Source organism: Streptomyces sp. AN091965 (assembly GCF_022698285.1).
Classification (GTDB): Bacteria; Actinomycetota; Actinomycetes; order Streptomycetales; family Streptomycetaceae; genus Streptomyces.
Genome location: NZ_JALDMY010000001.1, coordinates 9664045 through 9683618, shown reverse-complemented (window position 1 = coordinate 9683618; position 19574 = coordinate 9664045). Strand labels below are relative to the sequence as shown.

General features: G+C 73.0%; 19 protein-coding genes. 9 read left to right on the top strand and 10 right to left on the bottom strand.

All coding sequences use genetic code 11. The annotated features are described in order from the left end of the window. Window positions 1-222: 222 nt before the first annotated feature. Window positions 223-984, bottom strand: coding sequence for a GNAT family N-acetyltransferase (locus MQV74_RS40040; protein ID WP_242728430.1), 762 nt, complete (start codon window positions 982-984; stop codon window positions 223-225). Between the two features lie 52 nt (window positions 985-1036). Then, window positions 1037-1243 (bottom strand): antitoxin, encoded by a 207-nt coding sequence (locus MQV74_RS40035; RefSeq protein ID WP_242728429.1) that lies wholly within the window; start codon window positions 1241-1243, stop codon window positions 1037-1039. Window positions 1244-1537: 294 nt separating this feature from the next. On the opposite strand from MQV74_RS40035, the gene MQV74_RS40030 reads away from it, so the two are divergent. Together MQV74_RS40030 and MQV74_RS40025 are read left to right on the top strand one after the other, a co-directional pair. After that, on the top strand, window positions 1538-2911 hold the full coding sequence (locus MQV74_RS40030; protein ID WP_242728428.1) for an alkaline phosphatase: 1374 nt from the start codon (window positions 1538-1540) through the stop codon (window positions 2909-2911). 243 nt (window positions 2912-3154) lie between these two features. Next, window positions 3155-3502, top strand: coding sequence for a DoxX family protein (locus MQV74_RS40025; protein ID WP_242728427.1), 348 nt, complete (start codon window positions 3155-3157; stop codon window positions 3500-3502). A gap of 93 nt (window positions 3503-3595) precedes the next feature. Here MQV74_RS40025 and MQV74_RS40020 read toward each other — a convergent pair whose 3' ends face one another. Next, complete coding sequence (locus MQV74_RS40020; protein WP_242728426.1) at window positions 3596-4624, bottom strand: alpha/beta hydrolase; 1029 nt, start codon at window positions 4622-4624, stop codon at window positions 3596-3598. Window positions 4625-4922: 298 nt separating this feature from the next. Here MQV74_RS40020 and MQV74_RS40015 point away from each other — a divergent pair, with 298 nt between their 5' ends. The 3 genes from MQV74_RS40015 to MQV74_RS40005 all read left to right on the top strand — a co-directional run bounded on the left by MQV74_RS40015 (window position 4923) and on the right by MQV74_RS40005 (window position 6933). Continuing rightward, window positions 4923-5516: a helix-turn-helix transcriptional regulator gene (locus MQV74_RS40015; RefSeq protein ID WP_242728425.1), complete on the top strand. Its 594-nt coding sequence runs from the start codon at window positions 4923-4925 to the stop codon at window positions 5514-5516. 29 nt (window positions 5517-5545) lie between these two features. After that, window positions 5546-5953, top strand: coding sequence for a hypothetical protein (locus MQV74_RS40010; RefSeq protein WP_242728424.1), 408 nt, complete (start codon window positions 5546-5548; stop codon window positions 5951-5953). 440 nt (window positions 5954-6393) lie between these two features. Further along, the gene (locus MQV74_RS40005; protein ID WP_242728423.1) at window positions 6394-6933 is read left to right on the top strand and encodes a hypothetical protein; all 540 of its coding nucleotides are present in this window, start codon (window positions 6394-6396) and stop codon (window positions 6931-6933) included. 2 nt (window positions 6934-6935) lie between these two features. Here the strand turns inward: MQV74_RS40005 and MQV74_RS40000 are convergent, their stop codons facing one another. After that, window positions 6936-7337, bottom strand: coding sequence for a RidA family protein (locus MQV74_RS40000; protein ID WP_242728422.1), 402 nt, complete (start codon window positions 7335-7337; stop codon window positions 6936-6938). Between the two features lie 156 nt (window positions 7338-7493). Between MQV74_RS40000 and MQV74_RS39995 the strand changes: the two genes are divergently transcribed. Beyond that, window positions 7494-7877: a winged helix-turn-helix transcriptional regulator gene (locus MQV74_RS39995; RefSeq protein ID WP_242728421.1), complete on the top strand. Its 384-nt coding sequence runs from the start codon at window positions 7494-7496 to the stop codon at window positions 7875-7877. A gap of 22 nt (window positions 7878-7899) precedes the next feature. Here MQV74_RS39995 and MQV74_RS39990 read toward each other — a convergent pair whose 3' ends face one another. The 4 genes from MQV74_RS39990 to MQV74_RS39975 form a co-directional block, all read right to left on the bottom strand. Further along, window positions 7900-10764 carry a type 2 lanthipeptide synthetase LanM family protein gene (locus MQV74_RS39990; protein WP_242728420.1) on the bottom strand — a complete coding sequence of 955 codons (2865 nt, stop codon included), beginning with the start codon at window positions 10762-10764 and terminating at the stop codon, window positions 7900-7902. A gap of 128 nt (window positions 10765-10892) precedes the next feature. Further along, window positions 10893-11090: a DUF6229 family protein gene (locus MQV74_RS39985; RefSeq protein ID WP_242728419.1), complete on the bottom strand. Its 198-nt coding sequence runs from the start codon at window positions 11088-11090 to the stop codon at window positions 10893-10895. 509 nt (window positions 11091-11599) lie between these two features. Then, window positions 11600-13225 (bottom strand): amidohydrolase, encoded by a 1626-nt coding sequence (locus MQV74_RS39980; RefSeq protein ID WP_242728418.1) that lies wholly within the window; start codon window positions 13223-13225, stop codon window positions 11600-11602. 159 nt (window positions 13226-13384) lie between these two features. Next, window positions 13385-14026: a TetR/AcrR family transcriptional regulator gene (locus MQV74_RS39975; RefSeq protein ID WP_242728417.1), complete on the bottom strand. Its 642-nt coding sequence runs from the start codon at window positions 14024-14026 to the stop codon at window positions 13385-13387. A gap of 68 nt (window positions 14027-14094) precedes the next feature. On the opposite strand from MQV74_RS39975, the gene MQV74_RS39970 reads away from it, so the two are divergent. The 3 genes from MQV74_RS39970 to MQV74_RS39960 all read left to right on the top strand — a co-directional run bounded on the left by MQV74_RS39970 (window position 14095) and on the right by MQV74_RS39960 (window position 17611). Further along, on the top strand, window positions 14095-15552 hold the full coding sequence (locus MQV74_RS39970; protein ID WP_242728416.1) for a purine-cytosine permease family protein: 1458 nt from the start codon (window positions 14095-14097) through the stop codon (window positions 15550-15552). 63 nt (window positions 15553-15615) lie between these two features. Continuing rightward, the gene (locus MQV74_RS39965) at window positions 15616-16347 is read left to right on the top strand and encodes an MgtC/SapB family protein (RefSeq protein WP_242728415.1); all 732 of its coding nucleotides are present in this window, start codon (window positions 15616-15618) and stop codon (window positions 16345-16347) included. A gap of 49 nt (window positions 16348-16396) precedes the next feature. Next, entirely contained in the window at window positions 16397-17611 is a 1215-nt protein-coding gene (locus MQV74_RS39960) for an erythromycin esterase family protein (protein ID WP_242728414.1), read from the top strand. 4 nt (window positions 17612-17615) lie between these two features. Here the strand turns inward: MQV74_RS39960 and MQV74_RS39955 are convergent, their stop codons facing one another. Together MQV74_RS39955 and MQV74_RS39950 are read right to left on the bottom strand one after the other, a co-directional pair. Further along, on the bottom strand, window positions 17616-18317 hold the full coding sequence (locus MQV74_RS39955; protein ID WP_242728413.1) for a response regulator: 702 nt from the start codon (window positions 18315-18317) through the stop codon (window positions 17616-17618). 5 nt (window positions 18318-18322) lie between these two features. Then, entirely contained in the window at window positions 18323-19453 is a 1131-nt protein-coding gene (locus MQV74_RS39950; protein ID WP_242728412.1) for a sensor histidine kinase, read from the bottom strand. Between the last annotated feature and the right edge of the window lie 121 nt (window positions 19454-19574).

The following is a 19574-nucleotide window of genomic DNA, read 5'->3' as shown; positions in this document are numbered from 1 at the left end:
CCGGGAGCACGGTATGTCTGTCCTGCCTGTTCGCGCACGGGTCAACTCCGGGGAAATCGTAGGGATATCGGCGGTTGGTGCCGACGCCCAGCATTTCCGGAAGCGATCATTCAGGGCGATCCCGCTACCCACCCGGCTCGAGCGGGGGCTAACCCCCGGCGCGCCACCCGGCAGGCACCGGTCTCGGAGCCTGTCTGTCCGGCACGGCGGCGAGTCGCGGGCTCAGCCCCGTTCGAAGCAGTGCGTGACGCCGATGGCGGAGAAGCCGCGGCGCTCATACCAGTGGCGCGGCCAGTCCGCCGCGTCGGCGGTGAGGAACCGGGTGCCGCAGCCCTCGTCGACGGCGGCGCGCAGGGCGGTGTTCAGGACGGCGTCCGCGTGACCGCGCCTGAGGTGGGCCTCCGAGGTGACCAGGTCCTCGATCTGGGCCAGGCCGCTCGCCGGGTCGAGATAGAGGTCGGCCCACGAGGCGACCTCGCCTTCTTCCGTGCGGGCACCGAGGAAGCGAACGACGTCCGCCCCGCGCCGACGGGCCTCGCGCCGGTCGACGAGATGGCGTACGACCTCGTCGTCAACGTCCGGGAGGAGGTCCCGCCAGCGCCGGGTGAGCGGAGCGCGCAGCGCGTCGAGGTCCACCTCGTCCGCGGCTCCGCCGTCGCCGACGGGGCCCGCGTGCAGCATGACGAGATAGGCGGAGTGGGAGTATCCGGCCCGGATCAGCGGCTCCGCGCAGGCCGTTGCGACCGCGTCGTCGAGGACCGAGATCAGCCGGTGCGGCAGCTGCCCAAGGGCCCGGTCCGCGAGGGCGGGCAGCGCCTCGGGGTCGACGGCCGCGTCGATGACGACCTGGTTGTTCGCGCGCGAGTGCGCGAAGGCGTCGTCGTAGACGGCGAACCCGCCGGGAAGGTCCACGACGCGCCCGGCCTGACGGCGGGCGAAGGCGGCCAGGAAGGCGTTGATCCGCTGGAGTTCCGATCTCGACATGGAGGGAGCCTAGGCAGTCGTGGCCCTGGCCGCCTTCGGATTTTCCGCCGGGTCAGGCCTTCTTGTCGCCCAGCTTCCCGACGAAGCCCTGCGCCTTGTCCACGGCCGTGTCGATCTTGCCGCTGTGCTTGCCCTCGGTCTTGCCGTCGATGAAGTCGCCGACCTTCTCCAGGCCGCCCGAGATCTTGTCGCCGTGGGTCTGGGCCAGGTCCTCGGCCTTGTCCTTCAGGTTCTTGAGGTTCTTGAGGGCGTCGAACATGTACTGCCTCATCCTTCTTTTTCTGGGTTTCCCCTGGTCAGGCCCATGATCGCATGTGATTGGCCGAATGAGGCGGCCGGGGGCGGGCCCCGGGGGTACGCACGGTGGGCGCGGGAAGGGACCGAGGGGGCCGCCCCGCGCCGGCCCCGGGGGGCGGCCCGGCGCCACCCCCGTTCGACAAGATCCACTTCGTGTCACGCGCACGTCAGGGAAACATCGCCGGAGCGTTCCCGCCGGTTCACACAGCGCTGGTGAAGTGTCCGACAAGTCCAGTACTCGATCGAGGAGTCGTGCATGTCCAGACCGCGCCGGTCCCCCCGTACTCTCATAGTCGCCGCTTCCGTGGTCGCCGCCACCGCCACCGCCGCTGTCGCGGTCACCGCCGCGGCGGGGGCCTCGGGCGGCAAGGAGCAGGCCCAGGCCTCGATCAAGGGCGGGAAGGCGAAGAACGTCATCCTGCTCATCGGCGACGGCATGGGTGACTCGGAGATCACGCTGGCCCGCGACTACACCGTGGGGGCGGCCGGCCGCCTGAACATGGACAAGTTCCCGCTCACCGGCAGCTACACGACGTACGCCGTGCACCCCGACGGCTCCCCGGAGTACGTGACCGACTCCGCCGCCAGCGGCACCGGCTGGGCCACCGGCCACAAGACCGTGAACGGCCGCATCTCCAAGACGCCGGACACCGACAAGGCCGTGCCGACGATCCTGGAGCTGGCGCAGCGCAGGGGCTATGCCACCGGCTCCGTGACCACCGCCGAGCTGACCGACGCCACCCCCGCGGTGCTCGCCTCGCACGCCACCGACCGCAGCTGCCAGGGCCCCGCCGACATGGCCAAGTGCCCCGCCGACACCATCGCCAAGGGCGGCCCGGGCTCCATCGCCGAGCAGAGCGTCAACCACAAGGTGGACGTGCTCCTCGGCGGCGGCAAGCAGCGCTTCGACCAGAAGGTCACCGACGGCAAGTACAAGGGCCGCACGGTCACCGAGCAGGCGAAGAAGCTGGGCTACCAGGTCGTCACCGACAAGGCCTCGCTGAAGAACGTCAAGCCGGGCAAGCCCGTCCTCGGCCTCTTCGCCGACGGCAACGTGGCCACGGAGTGGACCGGCAAGCCCGCCGCCGTCGGCGGCACCGACCCGCAGCGCTGCGTCACCTCCAACCCCAACCGCCCGGACGGCACCCCGGCCCTCGCGGATCAGGCCACGCAGGCCATCAAGCTCCTTGAGGCCAAGCAGAAGAAGCAGCACTCGAAGCAGGGCTTCTTCCTGCAGATCGAGGGTGCCTCCATCGACAAGCAGGACCACGCGGCCGACCCCTGCGGCCAGATCGGTGAGACCGCCGCGTTCGACCGCGCGGTGAAGGTGGCGCGCGCCTACGCCGCCAAGCACCCGGACACCCTCGTGGTGACCACCGCCGACCACGGCCACACCAGCCAGATCGTGCCGCTGGACGCGCAGCCGCCCGGCCTGACCTCCACCCTGGTCACCGACGAGGGCCAGCAGCTGAAGGTCAACTACTCGACCAACACCCCGGGCAAGTCCCAGGAGCACACCGGCACCCAGGTCCGCATCGCAGCGCAGGGCCCGCAGGCGTACCGCGTCCTCGGCGTCACCAACCAGACCGACCTGTTCACCACCATCCGTGAGGCGCTGCGTCAGCGCTGACGCGACCCGAGCACACGCGTACGGCACACGACCCGAGGGGTGGTGTGCCGTTCGCGCGTCCGGGGACTCACCCGACGGAGGAGAGAGCGGACAGGGCAGCGGACGAGGCAGCGGAAAGAACGTCGCGCTGACCTGTCACATTCGGCTGCGCAGCCGCGTCAGACCAGTGACGGCGACGCCAGCGCGGCTGGGAGGCCGTCGCCACAAGTACCTGACCCGCTCAGCAGTCCCCAAGGAGTCCCCATGTCCACCACCGCCGTCGTCGTCACCGTCCTCACCGCCGCCTGGGTCGGCTTCTCCGGCTTCTCCCTGCTGCGCAAGGCCGCCTTCGTCACCGAGCCGCTCGTCCAGTACGGCGTCCCGCAGTCCTGGTGGACCCTGCTCGGCCTGGCCAAGGCCGCCGGAGCACTCGGCCTGCTCATCGGCCTCGCCGTGCCCGCCATCGGGGTGGCGGCCGCGATCGGCCTCATCCTGTACTTCGGCGGAGCAATCATCACCGTGCTGCGGGCCCACTCCTACAAGACCGTCGCCTTCCCCGTCCTCTACCTCGCCCCGGTCGTGGCCACGCTCGTCCTCAGCCACGCCGCCTGACCGCAAATCCCCCTCCCCGCAGCACCCCAGCCCGCGACCGGCCTGCCCCGCCGACCGCGGGCTTCGTGCTGCGAGGCTCCCGTCAGGCGCCGTTCACGCGCCCGACTGCGCGAGCAGACGCCGCAGCCAGCGGGTGCGGGCGTCCCGGGCGTCCCGGCTCACGGCCGCCTTCGGGGCGATGCCGTCGAAGCCGTGGTAGGCGCCGGACCACACGTGCAGCTCGGCCTGGCCTCCGGCCCGCCAGATCGCGTTCGCGTACGCGACGTCCTCGTCGCGGAACATCTCGGCCGAGCCGACCTCGACATAGGCCGGGGGCAGCCCGGAGAGGTCCGTGGCCCTCGCGGGGGCCGCGTAGTACGGCAGGTCCGCGGTGCCGTGGCGATCGCCGAGGGCCGCCTGCCACACGGTCGTGTGCGAGGTGAGGTCCCACAGGCCGCGGCCCGACATCTGGTGGCTGGAGAGCGTGCTGTTGCGGTCGTCGAGCATCGGGCAGAGCAGCAGTTGCCCCCGTACTGCGGGGCCGCCGCGGTCACGGGCCAGCAGGGCCAGGGCCGCGGCGAGCCCGCCGCCCGCGCTCTTGCCGCCGATGATGACGCGGTCCGGGTCGACGTCCAGGTCGGCCGCGTGCTCGACCGCCCAGACGAGTCCGGCGTAGCAGTCCTCCAGCGGTCCCGGGTACCGCGTCTCCGGCGCGAGGCGGTACTCGACGGAGAGCACCGCGAGGCCCAGCGGCAGCGACCACTCGCTGAGGACGCGCGGCAGCACGGACCAGGCGTTGCCCATCACCATGGCGCCGCCGTGCAGGTAGTACAGCAGGGGCAGCGGGCCCGCGAGCCCCGCGGGCCGGGCGCTCACGAGCGTGACCTCGGGTGCGCCCGGCGGCCCCGGCACGGACAGCTCCGTCACCTCGAAGCGGCCGTCGGCACGCAGGGCTTCGGCCGTCGGCCGGGGGCGCGACGCCGCGTCCCGCGCTCGTCGCTCCTGGAGGTTGTCCGGGGTGACCGGCTCCCTGGGGCCCGTGGCCAAGGCAGCGAGGGCGGCGCCCAGTTCGGGGTCGAACGGGGGCGCGGCACACGTCTCCGGGCCGCCGCCGGGCGGGTTCGGCGTGGGGTCCTCGCTCATGACCCGCCCTCCGTCCGGACGGCGGAACACCCGGCCGCCTCCCCGCCACGCTCCCCCACCCCGGCGCACGCGCGCCCTGCGAACACTCGTCTGAGATCCATACGGCGTACCCCATCACACCTCCCGCGCCGCGCCCCGTGGTCGGCTGTCCGGACGACGGCAGGGCGACTGCTGAGGCAGGACTGTTCGCGCAGGTCAGGCGGACTTTCGCCGGGCTCTAAACCCGCCGGGGGCGTTACTGAGTACGTTCGGCGTCAGTCCGAAATTCATCTCGCTCGGGACGTCTCGGGAGGCCCCAGTGAGCTTCATCTTCCACCGACAACTGCCGGACGAAAGGGCGGTGTTCACGCTCTTCCGGGACGTCTACCTCGGTGGGGCACCCGTGTGGGCCGTCCAGGAGTGGGTGCGGAGGGAGGCGGCCGTGTACTACGCCTCCGAGGCCCGCCGGTTCCGGTCGAACTGGGTCGAGTTCCGGGGCAGGACCATCGCCAAGGCGCGCAAGCACCGGAGCGCGATCCTGTCCGGCCGCTCGGGCCCCGTCGCCTTCTATCTGGAGGATCTTCCTCCGCTCCTTGCGAGGCAGCTCGATGAGCATCTCAACGACGCCGATCTGCCGCCGGGATGGGATCCGGCCGAGAAGAAACAGACGATCCTCGGCGGCCTGCACTACGTGAGCGACGGAAACCTCACGGAGCGCGAGAAGGAGGTCTTCCACATGGCCGGGGTCATGCGGATGCCGAGGACCGAGATCGCGGGCGCCATGGGGATCACGACCGGCTGCGTCAAGGCCCACTTCAGCAACGCCTGGAAGACCATGACCGAGGACCAGGTCGACGTCGACGGCCTCGAATGGCTGCTGTCCGGGCGGCGACGCGAGCCCGTGCATACGTGAAGCGGCACGTGCGTGACGAGAGGGAATCGATGACCAGGCCCTGCACCACCAGCACCGCCAAGGAGGAGGCTCCGATGGGTGAGTTCCGTACGTATTCGTTCGACCCGGAGAAGCATGTCCGGGCCTACGCCGACACCGTCCACAAGGCCTGCTGCGACGAGCGCCGGTCCACCCGGGCGCGGACGCAGAGCACCATCGCCAAGGTGCCGAACGCGGCGATGCCGCTCGGCGCCGTGGTGGTCAGCATCTGCATGACCGTCACGATGCTGCTGTTCTGGGGGATCTCCACGGCGGTGGCGCTCCAGCTGGGAGCCGGGATGGCGACGCTGTACACCGCGACGAACGACGTGCGGATCTCGGTGGTCCGCAACAACCCCGGCTGGCGCCAGCGGCACCGGATCCTGGCGCGCCTCATCCCCCAGCACCCCGTGGACTGACGGCGGCGGCCCCGCCCAGCGCCTCCAGGATTCCGAGCCCGTGGCAGACGCTGAGCGGCTACGGCCCGACCACGACTCCCGTTGCAACTCCTCGATCTCATCACGGAAGAGCCGATGCCCTCATTTTCATCGCGGTCCCTCGCCCGGAGGACGGATGACCGGGAAACACCTCAGTACGCACGTTTCCGCGTGTCCGCAGGACCGGAGTCGACCACGTCGCCCCCCATGCCGTCCGCGCCCCGGCGGCCGCGCGCGATAGCACCGCACGACGGGGCGCGACGGCCCTGAACGACCGCGGCCCCAGGCTTGGTGGAGCCCGAGGCCGCAGCTGTGACGTGCGCCGTGTCACCGCCGCACGGAGAACCTTCAGACGCTCGCCGGCCGATCTGTCCAGGACCTGGCCGCCGGGCATCCTCCTAGTTCCCGGTTAGGACAGCCTCATGGTGCCCCCCTGCTCTTCGTTTCCGTGGCAAAACACGGATGACACCTGCGCGAGCGGTCTGTTTCAGGCCAGCACGGCGGCTTCGGGCGGCTTCGACCACACGTTCACCTGGGTCGCGCTCCTCACCGCGATCGGCCTCGTCGCCGGGGCCGTCTACCGCTGGCGCGACAAGCGGGCCAAGCTCCTGGAGAAGGACTACGCGGTGCTCGACAAGGTCGTCGTCGAGCTCGACACCCTTCAGTCACTGGCCGCGACCCATGCCGATCTGGACGGCCTGAAGAGGGAACTCAGCCTCGTCAGGCAGGCGCAGAAGCGCTTCCCGAAGATCCCTTTCGGTGCCGTCGTCGCCACGATCGAGGCGTATCAGACGACCGCGTTGAGCACCGAGTGCGCCAAGAGGATCACCAAGCGCATCTCCGACAAGAAGTCGGTGACCGAGGCCCTCGAACTCTCGCGCCAGCAGGGCGCGAAGATCGCGGACATCCGTGTCGCGATCAACTCCGCGCAACGCGCCATCGACCGCAGGCTCAGGCAGTGACCTCAGCTGCCCGGCCGGGCGTCGACGATGAGGCTGATTTCGACGACCTGGCCGGGGAAGGTCAGTTCGGTGACGCCCACCGCGGTGGCGACCGGGCGGTGGTCGCCGAAGTAGGCCAGGTTCCCCCGTGCCATCGCCTCGGCGTGCGTCCGCAGGTCCACCACGTACAGGGTCTGCGCGATGACGTGGGCGCGCGTGACGCCGTAGTGGTCGAGGATCTTGTCGACGTTGGCGTACGTCAGCTGCACCTGGGCGTCGAAGTCGTCCGGGTGGCGGAACACGCCTGCCTCGTCGAACGCGAGCTGACCGGAGACGTGGATCAGGTCACCGGACTTGATCGCCTGTACGTAGCCGAAGTCGCGCTCGGCCTGCACGTCGTACTGGAAGACATCAGTCGTGCTCATCGTGTGCGTCCTTCTGGTGCGGGTCTCGGGACAGGGAGGACCCCGGCGGCAGCGGGTGGCCGGATCCGCCGAGTCGCTCTCTTGTGGTTACTCAGAAACCGTAGGAGAGTGAGCGCCGATCTGGAAGAACGCACTTTTCCGTAACGGGGGAACCAGATGGTGACCAAGCAACAGCTCAAGGGCCTGCCCGAGGACGCCGATCTGAGGCGGGCGGACTCCCTGGCACGGGAGATCTTCTCGGACATCGCCAACAAATGGGCGTTCCTGATCATCGAGGCGCTCGGCGAAGGCACCCTGCGCTTCAGCGGGTTGCGCAAGGAGGTCGAGGGCATCAGCCACAAGATGCTCACCCAGAACCTGCGCATGCTGGAGCGCAACGGCCTGGTGGAGCGGACCGTGCACCCCACCGTGCCGCCGCGGGTCGAGTACACCCTCACCCCGCCCGGCCGGGCCCTGCGCGCGGTGGTCGACGGCATGTGCGGCTGGACCCACGCCCACCTCGGCGACATCGAGGCCTCCCGCGACCGCTTCGACGGCTGACGGCACGGGCCGGGCCGGGCCGTCAGTCGAGCAGCAGGGGGTTGGGCAGCCGTGCCGCGGGGTGCATGCGCAGGAGGGTGTGGAGCACTCCCGCGAGGCCGGACATGAGGCTCGGTGAGAACGCCTCGCGGGCCAGGCCGCCGACCGGGCCCCGTTGTTCGAGGCCGGTCAGGATCTCGCCGTCGAGGCTCTGGGGGTCGTCGGCGCCCAGGGACGTCAGGAACTCCCAGAGGCCGAGGTCGCCGTGGCACAGGGTGTGGCTCCAGCCGAAGCCCTCCGCGGCGCAGGCGCGTGCGGCGCGCCGGGCCATGTCCAGCTGGGCCGGGTCACCCGTGCGCCGGTGGAGGTCCAGCAGGCCGATGCCGATGCCCGTGCTGCCGTGGCACCAGCTGGTGAAGAAGTCCTCCTCGGCGCCGATGCGCACGTCGAGCCAGTTGCCGTGCCCGGGACGGTAGAGGGACTCCTGGTAGGCGAAGGCCCGCTCGGCCAAGTGGGCCCAGCCGCGTCGTTCGCCGGCCGATCCGGCGTCGGTGAGGGCGAGCCGCAGCAGGGCCCAGCCGATGCCGGTGGCGCCGTGGGCGAAGCCCCCGATGCCCTCGGGGTTGAGCCGGGTCGTCCAGCGGGCACCGCTCTCGTCGACGACGGCCAGACCGGAGAGGCGGCGGCCGATGCGCGCGGCCGCCGCCAGCCAGCGGTCCTGCCCGGTCGCCGCGGCAAGCCCGAGCAGCGGGACGACGCCGCCCGCCGCCCCGTTGAGGAGGTCCACCTCGACGTCGTCGTCGACCAGCGGGCCCTCCTCCAGGAGGCGGGCCCGTCCGGCGGCCCGCTCCAGGAGCCAGTCCTCGCCGAGCACCCGGTGCAGCGCCAGCCACGTCCACACCTGGGACGCGGCACCGCTGAACGCGCCCGCCGACGGCGTCGGCGTGACGTCCTCGGTGCTCACCAGGACCCGCAGGGCCCCCGCGAACGTCTCGGCGACGCCCGGCACCTCCTCCGCGCGCCCGGCCCGCACCTCCTTGTCGTACTCCGCGAGCGTCAGCGCCACGCCGCCCTGCCCGGTGTAGAGGTCGGCGGGCAGCACCCTGATGGACCATCCGGCGGGGGTGAACACCGGGCTGATCCAGGTGACCGTGCCGTCGTCGCCGCGCACCGCGCCGTCGCACAGCCGCCGTACCATCCGCGCCGCCAACTCCCGGCGGCGGCGCTCCCGGTCGCGGGCGTGCGGGTCGCGGGCGGCGGCCTGCACGCGCGTGGGCAGCGACCGCTCGTTGAGGTACGCGCCCACCAGGGCATCCTGGATCACCGACTCCTCCAGGGCCAGGTCGGCGGTGCGCCAGTCCTCGACGGTGGCGCGTACGACGGCCGCGTCCACGGAGAAGGCGAACATCGGCACGTCGCCGACCAGGAGGTCCGCGATCTCGCCGTCGATGGCCGCGCGGTCCGTCGGCGCGCCCGGCAGCACCTCGGCGTTGCGCCGCAGGATGTCGCGGGCCCGCTCGACCGCGGCGGGCTCGTCGTGCAGCGACGCCGGGTGCCACAGCATCCGGCCGATGTCGACGTACGCCTGCGTCGGCCGCAGGATCCGGCGCGCCCGCGTGCCCTCGAAGCGGCGCAGCAGCGCGTGCGGGTCGGTGCCGGGCCGCCGCAGGTGCGCGGTCATCTCGCGGAAGCCCGCGAGGACCCGGTCCCAGTACGTGCTCAGGACCGGGGTGGGGCTGGGGTGGTTGCCCGCCGTGGGCATGGCCACCAGGTCCACCTCGAAGCGGGCGGCCGCCGTGCCGCCGCCCGCGATCACCGGGTGCGGGATCAGCGGCTGCTGGCCGGGGAGCGCCCCGACCCCGGAGATGTCCACGCCGCCGAGCGCGAAGCCCGTGCCGCGCACGGGCAGCAGTCCGGTGCGCAGCACCGTGCGGCGGATGGCGGCGGCCGCCACGTCGACCGCGTCGCCCCGGCCGCTGGGCGGGAACGGCGCGGGTGCGTCGAAGAGCGTCTCGGCGTCCACGATCACCGGGACCGGGCCCGCGGCGATCATGTTCTCGGCGTGCATGTCGGTGCCGCCGGTGCAGCGCAGGACGGCCAGCCAGTGTCCGACGCCCCGGTAGAACGCGGTGAGTTCGGCGTCGTCGGCGCAGTAGCGGTGGGGGACGAACTCGGCCCAGCCGTAGCCGTCCCGGGCCAGCGTCCGCGGCACCCGGATCCGCTCGTGGGGCGGCGGGGCGCCGGGAAGGTCCGCGAACAGCTCGTCGAGGAGCGCGCCCAGGGCCACGTCGGCCGCGGACGGCCGTGGCTTGTACATGATGCTTCCGTCGGCGAAGTCCACCCGGCTGACGGTCAGTCCGCCCCGGTGGCTGTCGCCCGCTCCGAACGCGACGGCGCGCACCTCCCCCGTCGGCGCGCCGAGCAGCGGCCCGAGCAGCTCGCGGTCCGTGGCGAGCCGCTCCGCGAAATGGGCGGTGGCCGCGACCGAGAGCCGCGCCACCGACGCGACCCGGGCGCCGAGGGTCGGGTAGCGGTGGGCCAGGGCGTCGAGATAGCCGTCCGCGCCCGCCTGCTCGATGAACGCGGCCCAGGTCCCGTCGTCGGGCCGGGCCGCCGCACCCGCGTTGGTTCGGCCCGTGTCCGCCGCCATGCGCAGCGCGTGCAGTTCGATCAGGAAGAGGCGCGACAGCTTCGCGTGCAAGGAGGTGAGCAGGGCGGTGTGCCCGGCCTCCAGGATCACCTCTCGTTCGCGCCCGCCGAGCGCGTCCACGGCGGCGAGGCGCCGGGCCAGCTCCTCCCGCCAAGGGCGGGCGAGGTTCCGCACCGGCCGGGCGAACCACTGGGCCTCGTCGCGTTCCCTCCCGGCTCCGTCCTGCTGTCCGGGCTTGTGCGGTGCCGATCCGCTCACGGGTCAGTGCCCCCATCCCGCGCCGCGCGCCGGCGCCTTCGAGCCGCTTGGACGAGACGCGGGGAGCCGCGGGGCCCGGCGCGCTCCCCGTCACGGGAGTGCCGTGGCCCGCGGCTCCCCGCGGGGAATCAGCAGCACCAACTGCCGTGCGACCCGCTCGGGCTGGAACAGAAGCCGTACAGCGAGTCACTCGGGTCGGTCAGCGCGGCCTCGGCCGCGGTACCGCCGACGTAGAGCGGCCCCGCGGGGTTGGCCTGGCCGTACGCGCTCTCGGCGCCCGACAGCCACGCTTCGAGAACGGCGTTGCGCACACTGGTCTGGGGCATGAGCGGCCTCCGGAGGTAGGAGTCGGGGACGGATTGCCGAGACCTGAGTATCACCGGACTCAAAGGCTCCTCAGCCGACCGATCCAGCCACAGTCACACGGGATTCGTGGGGCTCGGAACATCCTGTGGGACAGGCGTGACGGGCCGTACCCGGCCTGCCTTCCCCGGCTCCGTGCCCCGTTCCGGGTCATGACCTGCCGCCTCGCCTCGTCCCTGGAGGTCTGCACGATCTCGGCCAGGTTGGCGAGAGCGTCCGCCTGAATCGTGGAGTCCGAGCCCGCGCGGAAGCACGGCCTGGAGGGCGGCGACGCTCATGTAGTGCCCTGTCCTGGACGAAAGTTCCCGAGGGCTCGCCCGCCCCGGCCCGGGAGCCCGCCCGGGCCCGGATCCCCTCAGCCCGCCGGGGGACCCTGGGCCCGTCCGACGGGTCGGGCCGTCTCAGGCCACGGGCACGAGCCCGTCGCGCCGTGGCCGTCGCGAGCGGCCGGGGAATCCCCCGAGCCGACCGGTCACAGCCGGGCGTCTCGGTGGGTCGGCTCGCCGTCGACGACGGTGAGCAGCACCGGAAGGTCCGGGAGTTCGGTCGCGGCGGTGGTGAGCGGATCGGCGGAGAGGACCGTCAGGTCGGCACGGTGGCCGATCACGACGCGGCCCGCCTCGTGCTCCGCACCGGCCGCGTAGGCGGCGTTGACGGTCATGCCCTGGAGCGCCTCCAGAGCCGTGAGGGCCTGCTCCGGGCCGTGCGGGGGCTGGCTGAGGTCACGGCTCGGGCGGCGGTGCCGGGCCCCGGCCATGACGCCGAGCGGGGAGGAGGGCGCGATGGGCCAGTCGGAGCCGAGGACGACGACGGCCCCCGATTCGTGGAGGTCTCGGCAGCGCCAGGCGCGCGCGGCGCGCTCCTCGCCGAGGCGGCGCGACCAGTTGTCGGTGTGGTCGGCCCGGGTGAAGTCGCAGCAGTGCGTCGGCTGCATGGAGGCGACGACGCCCAGTTCGGCGAAGCGGCGCAGGGTGTCGTCGGGGACGGTCTCGATGTGCTCGACCCGGTGCCGTACCGCTCGCCAGTCGTCGGCCTGGGCCTTCTCGACGGCGTCGAGGACGTGCCGTACCGCCGCGTCGCCGATGGCGTGGGTGGCGGTGGGCACCCCGGCGCGGTGGAGCGTGCCGATGACGCGGGTGTACTCCTCGGGATCCGGCCAGAAGGCGTGCCGGGACTCGCCGTGGCAGTCGGGCCGCTCCAGCCACGCGGTGCCGTTGTCGATGGTGCCGTCCATGAAGATCTTCACGCCGTCGGTGCGCCACAGCCGGCCGCCCTCACCCTGCTGGTCGATGAGCGCGCGCAGGCCCTCGGTGTCGGTCCCCGGCTGGCACCACGGGGCGACCCGCAGCCGCAGCGGAAGCTGCCCGGCCGCGTCGAGTTCGGCGTAGAAGGCGAGGCTGTCGCCGCCCGCGTCCATGACGTGGCCGCCGGTGAGGCCCGCCGCGGCCATGGTCCGCAGCGCGGCGGCGACCCGGGCGCGGCGCTCCTCGTAGGTGGGCCGCGGGGCGACCCGCGTCACGAGTTCGCAGGCGGCCTCCTCCAGGAGCAGGCCGGTGGGCCGCCCCGCGGTGTCGCACACCACCTCGGCGGTCGCCTGGTCGAAGGTCCGCGGCCCGTCGACCCCGGCGAGTTCGAGGGCACGTCGGCTGACCAGCATGGAGTGCGCGTCGAAGAGGAGCAGTTGGGCGGGCACGCCGTCGAGCACGGCGTCGAAGGGGGCGGTCTCGACGGGGGCGCCCGCGAACACGTTGGGGTCCAGGCCCCAGCCGCGCAGCCACGCGCCGGGGGCGAGGTCCCGCACCTCGCGGGCGAGCGCGGCACGCACCTGGGCCACGTCGGTACAGGCCGACAGGTCCAGGCCGTGGGTGAGTTCGGCGCCGGTGACAGGGTGGATGTGCCCGTCGACCAGACCGGGTGTCACCACGGCGCCCTTGAGGTCGACCACCTCGGTGGCGGGGTCCGCGAGCGCGCGGACCTCCTGGTCGTCGCCGAGGGCGGTGATGCGTCCGCCCGCCGCGGCGAGCGCGGTCTGCGGCAGGAACTCGCCGGACTCCGGGTCGAGCAGACGGGCCGAGAGCAGGATGAGGGAGGTGCGCACGGGGGTCTCCTTGCGGGGTCGTCGGGTGGATGCCGCGCTGCGCCGGGCGTGCTGCGCTGGTCGTGCTGCGCGAGGTCGGCAGCGCTCGGCTCGTCGTGGGATCGGCGGTCTGCGGGGAGGGCGGCGGCGCCCGGAACCGCCCGGCACGCCGCCGGAACGTCAGTCGGGGGTCACCTCACTCAGCGAGCCCGGTTCCAGGCCGAGTTCGCGCTCCGCCGTGGTGAGGGGCAGGCGCAGCACCTCGGGCGCGCTGCCGACGCTGTCACCGCTGTTGACCAGCACGCCGAGGCCGTCGAGGACGACCAGGATCTGCTCGGTCGTCACCATCGGGTCGTCGGTGCGGAACTCCCCGCGGGCGACGCCGTCGCGGATGTGCCCTTCGAACCGGTCGCGCCAGGCGGCCTCCTGCGCACTGACGCGGGCGCGCAGCGCGGGCCGGTAGCGGCTGAGGTGGCGGGCGTTGAGCCAGAGGCGACTGAGGTCGTCGTAGGCGTCTCCGGTGGTCCGGGCGAAGAACCGTGCGAGGTGCTGGACGCAGGTGGCGCCGGCGCGCTCGGCCGGGAGGAGCGCGTCGAGCTCGGCGCCCGCGGCGGTGCCGTAGGCCTCGGCCACCAGGTCGTCCACGGCGGGGAAGTAGTGGCTGATCAGCCCCGGCCGCACGGCGAGTTCCTCAGCGATGCGCCGGAGGGTGATGCACTCAAGGCCTTCGGTCAGAGCTACCCGCGCCGCCGCCGCAACGATTTCCGCATGCCTTTCCGCTGGAGGCTTGCGGATTCGCTTGTTCTGGAGCCTTGACGTCATGGAATCCATGCTATTGAGTGTGCGACCAATAAACAAGCACGTGGGTTTCCAGCATCCGGAGGGGCCGCATGGCGTCCACGCTTCCCGACCCGCACGAAGTCCCCCCGAGCCCCCGGACGGCACCCCGGGAGGAGCCGCCTTCGACGGGCGGGACGGGCCGCATCGAGGCCCACGGCATCGACCACATCCCCGAGCACGAGCGCCACGGCCACCCCCGGCGCCTCTTCTCCGTCTGGGCCGCGGCGAACGTCAACTATCTGAGCCTCGTCATCGGCGGCACCCTGATCCTGATGGGCCTGACGCTGTGGCAGGCCCTCGCCGTGATCGTGACGGGCAATCTGTTCTGGTCGCTCACCGGGCTGCTCGCCCTGTCCGGCCCGGCCGCGGGCGCGCCGAGCGAAGTGATCACGCGCGCGATGTACGGGATCCGCGGCAACCGGGTCAACAACGCGGTCGTCGGCTGGATGATCTCCGTGTCGTACTTCGCCCTGAACCTCGCCGCCGCCGCTACCGCCGCGTTCTCCCTCGTCGAGAAGACCGGTGTCACCACCGGCACCGGCGTGAAGATCGCCGTGGTCCTCGCCATCGCCGCGCTCACCCTGACCATCGGCGTCTACGGCCACGCCACCATCCTGCGGCTGTACCTGCCGATCACCCTGGCGCTCACGGCCGTGTTCGCCGTCGTCGCGGTCCGCGTGTTCCAGCACGCCGACTACGCCTACGCGCCCGCCGAGCCGCTGACCGGCGCCGAGTTGTGGGCGGTCCTCATCTCCGGCGTCACCCTGGTCGGCTCCGCTCCGCTGTCGTACACCACCAGCGCCGACTTCTCCCGCTATCTGCCGCGCACGACGTCCGCCAAGGCCGTCCTCGGCTGGACCGCCCTCGGCGGCTTCGTGCCCGGCGTCGCCGTGTGCTCCCTCGGGGCGCTCGCCGCGACCTCGGTCGACATGACGGACCCTCAGGCAGGGCTCCAGCGGATCCTGCCGGGCTGGTTCGACCCGGTCTTCCTGCTCGCCCTCGTCCTCGGCACGATCGCCCTCAACGCCCTGACCTCCTACAGCGCCGGGCTCGCCCTCCAGGCCGTCGGCATCCGCATCCGCCGCTCCCGCAGCGTGATCGTCGACGGCGCCGCCGCGGTCTCCCTCACCCTGTACGCGCTCCTCGTCTCCGACTTCCTCGACACCGTCAGCAACGTCCTCCAGCTCACCGTCGTCCTGCTCGGCCCCGCCACCGCCGTCTACGCCACGGACATCCTGCTGCGCCGCAACCGCTACGACGGCCCGGCCCTGATGGACGAGACCCCCGCCGGCCCCTTCTGGTACGCCGCCGGGGTCAACCCGGCCGGTGCCCTCGCGCTGGCGGGCGGCGTCACCGCGGCGGCCCTGTGCGTCGACACCGCCTACACCGGACCGATCGCCCGCGCTCTGGGCGGCATGGACCTCTCCCTGCCCGTCGGCATCGTCACCGCCTCGTCCCTGTACGCGGTCCTCACCCGGGCCACGGGCGGAGCGCGCGTCCCCCGGTGAGGAGGCGGCAGGTGTGCCCGCTGCCGTCCGGGGCAGGGGCGAGGGCGGTGACAGGAGGTGTGCATGGTCCATCTGGCGGTGCCCCTGTGGGGCTTGAGGAGCGGGCAGGGCCCGCGGCAGCTGACCGAACTCGGCCTGGCCCTGCTCCTTTCGAGCCTCATCGGTTGGGAGCGCGCGGCACGGCACAAGAGCGCCGGGCTGCGCACGCACACCCTGGTGGGCATCGCCAGCGCGCTGATGATGGAGGTCTCCCAGCACGGCTTCGCGGGGGCGCTCGACCTGCCCGGCGTCTCCTTCGACCCCTCCCGGGTGGCCGCACAGATCGTCTCCGGGATCGGCTTCATCGGCGGCGGCCTGATCTTCGTGCGCCAGGACGTCGTGCGCGGCCTCACCACCGCCGCCACGGTCTGGCTCACCTGCGCGGTGGGCATGGCCTGCGGCGGCGGTCTGCCCGTGCTCGCCCTGGCCGCGACGGCGCTGCACTTCCTCGTCGTCCGCGGCTATCCACGGCTCGCCGCGCGCCTGCTGCCCCGCGCGAGCGGCTCCGCCTTCGAGCTGCGCATGACGTACCGGACGGGCACGGCGCTGCTGCCCCAGCTGATGGAGACGTGCACCCGCCGCGGCTTCCGCATCCTTCGGGTCAAGGTCGACCGGCTGCCCGGCGGAGCCGACCCCGACGCCCGCGTCCTGCTGGCGCTCGAGGGCACCGCCGACACCGGACGGCTGACCGCCGAACTCTTCGACCGCGACGACGTGATCGAGGTCGAGGTGACCAGTGCCACCGATGACGACTAGTCAGCCACAGCTTGACCTCAACCGAACTTCACCTATGAGTCTTGGCGGCATGACGCACGACACCACCGCTCTCCAGCGCTCGCTCCCCTCCCCCTCAGCCCTCTCCGGACATCGGTCCGGCGGCTCGGGACCGCTGTCCGACGCCACGCTCGACACCCTCGCCGAACGGCTCGCCGCCGGGGCCGACATCGTCGGCATCGGCGAGTCCACGCGGTTCTCCCGGGAGACCTTCGGCCTGCGTGACCAGCTCTTCCGCCGGCTGGTGCGGCAGCACGGGTTCCGGGCGCTCGCCCTCCAGGACAGCGCCGACGTCGCCGCCGGCCTCGACCGGTACGTGCGCCTCGGCGAGGGCTCCGCCGAGGCCGCGCTCGCCGGTGCCTGGCGTCCGTGGCGCACCGTGGAGATGGCCGCGGCCCTCGACTGGATCAGGGAGTTCAACCGGGAGCATCCCGACGACCCGGTACGGATCTTCGGGCTGAGGCCCGCGCAGGCGCGGCCCGAGGACTACGACGCCGTCCTGGACCACGTGCGCGCGACCGCCCCGGAACTCCTCGCCGAACTGGCCGCGCACCTCGCCCCGATCCGCACCGCGCACGACATCGACGAGCACGTGCAGCGTGCGCGGGGCACGCACCCCGGGCGGCCGTTCGTCGACCACGCCCGGGACGCGCTCGCGCTGCTCCAGGCCCGGCCCGGCAGCAGCGATGACGACGCCGTCCTGACCCGGATGCGGCTGATCGTGAGCTTCCACGCGGGCAGCGTCGCCGGACGCGGCAGCTTCACGAGCGACACCGCCACGGAGGCGGACGCCCTCGGCGACGCCCAGCGCGGGACCGGCCTGCGCCTGGTCTATTGGGACGGGATCGCGCACACCGCGGCGACCGGGACGGTCCTGGGCTCGGCCCCCGATTCCGCTGCGCGGCCCACCGTCGGCACGCACCTGCGGGAGCGCTACGGCACGCGGTACGTCTCCGTGGCGATCGGCTTCCACCACGGAGACCTCGGCGTCGTCGCCGTTCCCGAGCCGGGCGCGGACCTGGTGGACGCGCGGCTCGGCTCGGCGGACGTGCCCGCCCGCTGGCTCGACCTGCGCCGTGACGACGTACGCCGCCAGTGGGACGGCCCCGCCAGGCTCCGTGTCATCAGCGGCGTCTACGACCCGTCCCGTGACGCCTCCGAACACCTCGCGGTCGCTTCGCTGGCCGACGCGTTCGACGTCCTCCTGCACGTGCGCCGGGCGACCGGGGTGCGGTGGCTCGCCTGAGGCCTCAGGCGGGGCCCATCTGTCCCGACTCCCAGGCCCAGGCCGCGATCTCGACGCGGTTCCGGACGGCCAGCTTGGCCTGGATGTGGACGAGGTGGGTCTTCACCGTGGCGACGGAGATGAACAGCTCGGCGGCGATCTCCTGGTTGGTGCGGCCGCGCGCCACGCGCCGGGCCACGTCCAGCTCCCGCTCGGACAGCTCGTGCGGTGCGCCTCCCGCGGCCGCCGCGCCGCACCGCGGCCCGTGCCGCTCGGCGGTACGCCGCAGCAGCCGCAGCGTGACGGCCGGCGAGACCAGGGCGTCGCCGCGGGCAGCGGCGCGGACCGCCTCGACCAGGAGGCCGGGTCCCGCGTCCTTCAGCAGGAAACCGACGGCGCCGCAGCGCAGGGCCTCGTCCAGGTAGTCGTCCTGGTCGAAGGTGGTCACCACGACGACGTGCAGGGGATCGACGGCGTCCGGTCCGGCGAGCAGCCGGGTCACCTCCAGGCCGTTGAGCTTCGGCATGCGGACGTCGACCAGGCAGACGTCGGGGCGCAGCCGCCTGGCGAGCTCCACGCACGCGGCGCCGTCCGCGGCCTCGCCGACGACCTCGATGCCGGGCTGCGCGGCGAGGATCAGCCGGAAGCCGGTGCGCACCATCTCCTGGTCGTCGGCGATCAGGACGCGCAGGGGCGCGGAGCCGGTGTCGGGGTTCGTCACGCTCATCGTGGTCAGTGTGGCAGGTGGGCCGGGGGAAACGCGGCGCGGACCCGCCAGCCGCCGCCCGGCGCGGGCCCGGCCGCGAAGCTGCCGCCGACTGCCTCCACGCGCTCGCGCAGGCCGACCAGGCCGAGGCCGCCGCTGCCGCCGGGCGGCGGCCGGTCACCGGCGGGCGCGGGCCCGTTGGTGACCTCGACGCACAGGCGGCCGCCGTCGGCGGTCAGCCGCACGCGGACGTCGTCGGCCTCCGGCGCGTGGCGGCGCACGTTGGTGAGGGACTCCTGGACCACGCGGTGCGCGGACGTCTCGACCTCCGGCGGGAGGGCGAGGTCCCGGGCGCCTGCGGAGACGTCCAGGGTGGCCGCCGCTCCCCCGCTGTCGCCGTGCGCGGTCACCAGGGCGGCGAGTTCGGTGAGCAGGTCGGCGGGCCGGGTCGGGGCGTCGGGCGCGGCACGCAGCACGTGCACGAGACGGCGCATGGAGGCGAGGGTCTCCGTGCCCGCCCGCTCGATGCCCGCCAGGAGCGGATCGAGCTGCTCGGGCGCGGTTTCCCGGATGGTGCGGGCCGCCTGGGCCTGGACGACGATGCCGGTGACGTGGTGGGCGACGAAGTCGTGCAGGTCACGGGCGAGGGCGAGGCGCTCCGCCTCCTGCACGGCGGTCACCGCGTCGGCCCTGCGCCGGTCCAGGGAGCGCAGATAGCAGCCGAGCGCGAGGACGCCGCCCGCCGCGACGGTGAGCAGGAACGCGAAGGTCTGGGCGTCGGAGGGGAAGCCCATGCGCACCGGCGCGACCGCGATCGCCACGGCCAACAGCGGGCAGAGCCCGTACGCGGCCGGAACCCGTGCCGTCCGGGCCGCCACGGTGAGCAGCGCGAGCAGGGCGGCCGACTCCAGCAGCCCCCAGCTGCCGCCCGCGGGGGCGAGCCACAGCATGCCGAGCGTCAGCGCCCCGGACGCCAGGGCCGCCCCGGCCGTCAGCGTCTCCACGGCGACGCGGCGGCACGCGAGCAGCGCCCCCAGCGCCAGCGGCCCGGACACCAGCGGGAGCCAGGACCCGTCCGGCTCGTTCGACACGAGGTCGCCGAGCCAGAGCAGCAGGGCGGGCGGCAGGGCGAGGAGCAGCAGGCGACGGCGGTTCACACAGTGAATGTACGGACCAGGTCGTACGCGAGGGCTCAACCGAAAGCCGGACCGGCGCGGGTCCGATCCATCGAATGGCTGAGGCGGTGCCCGGCGCCGCGCGGCGACCGTGGAGGAACGC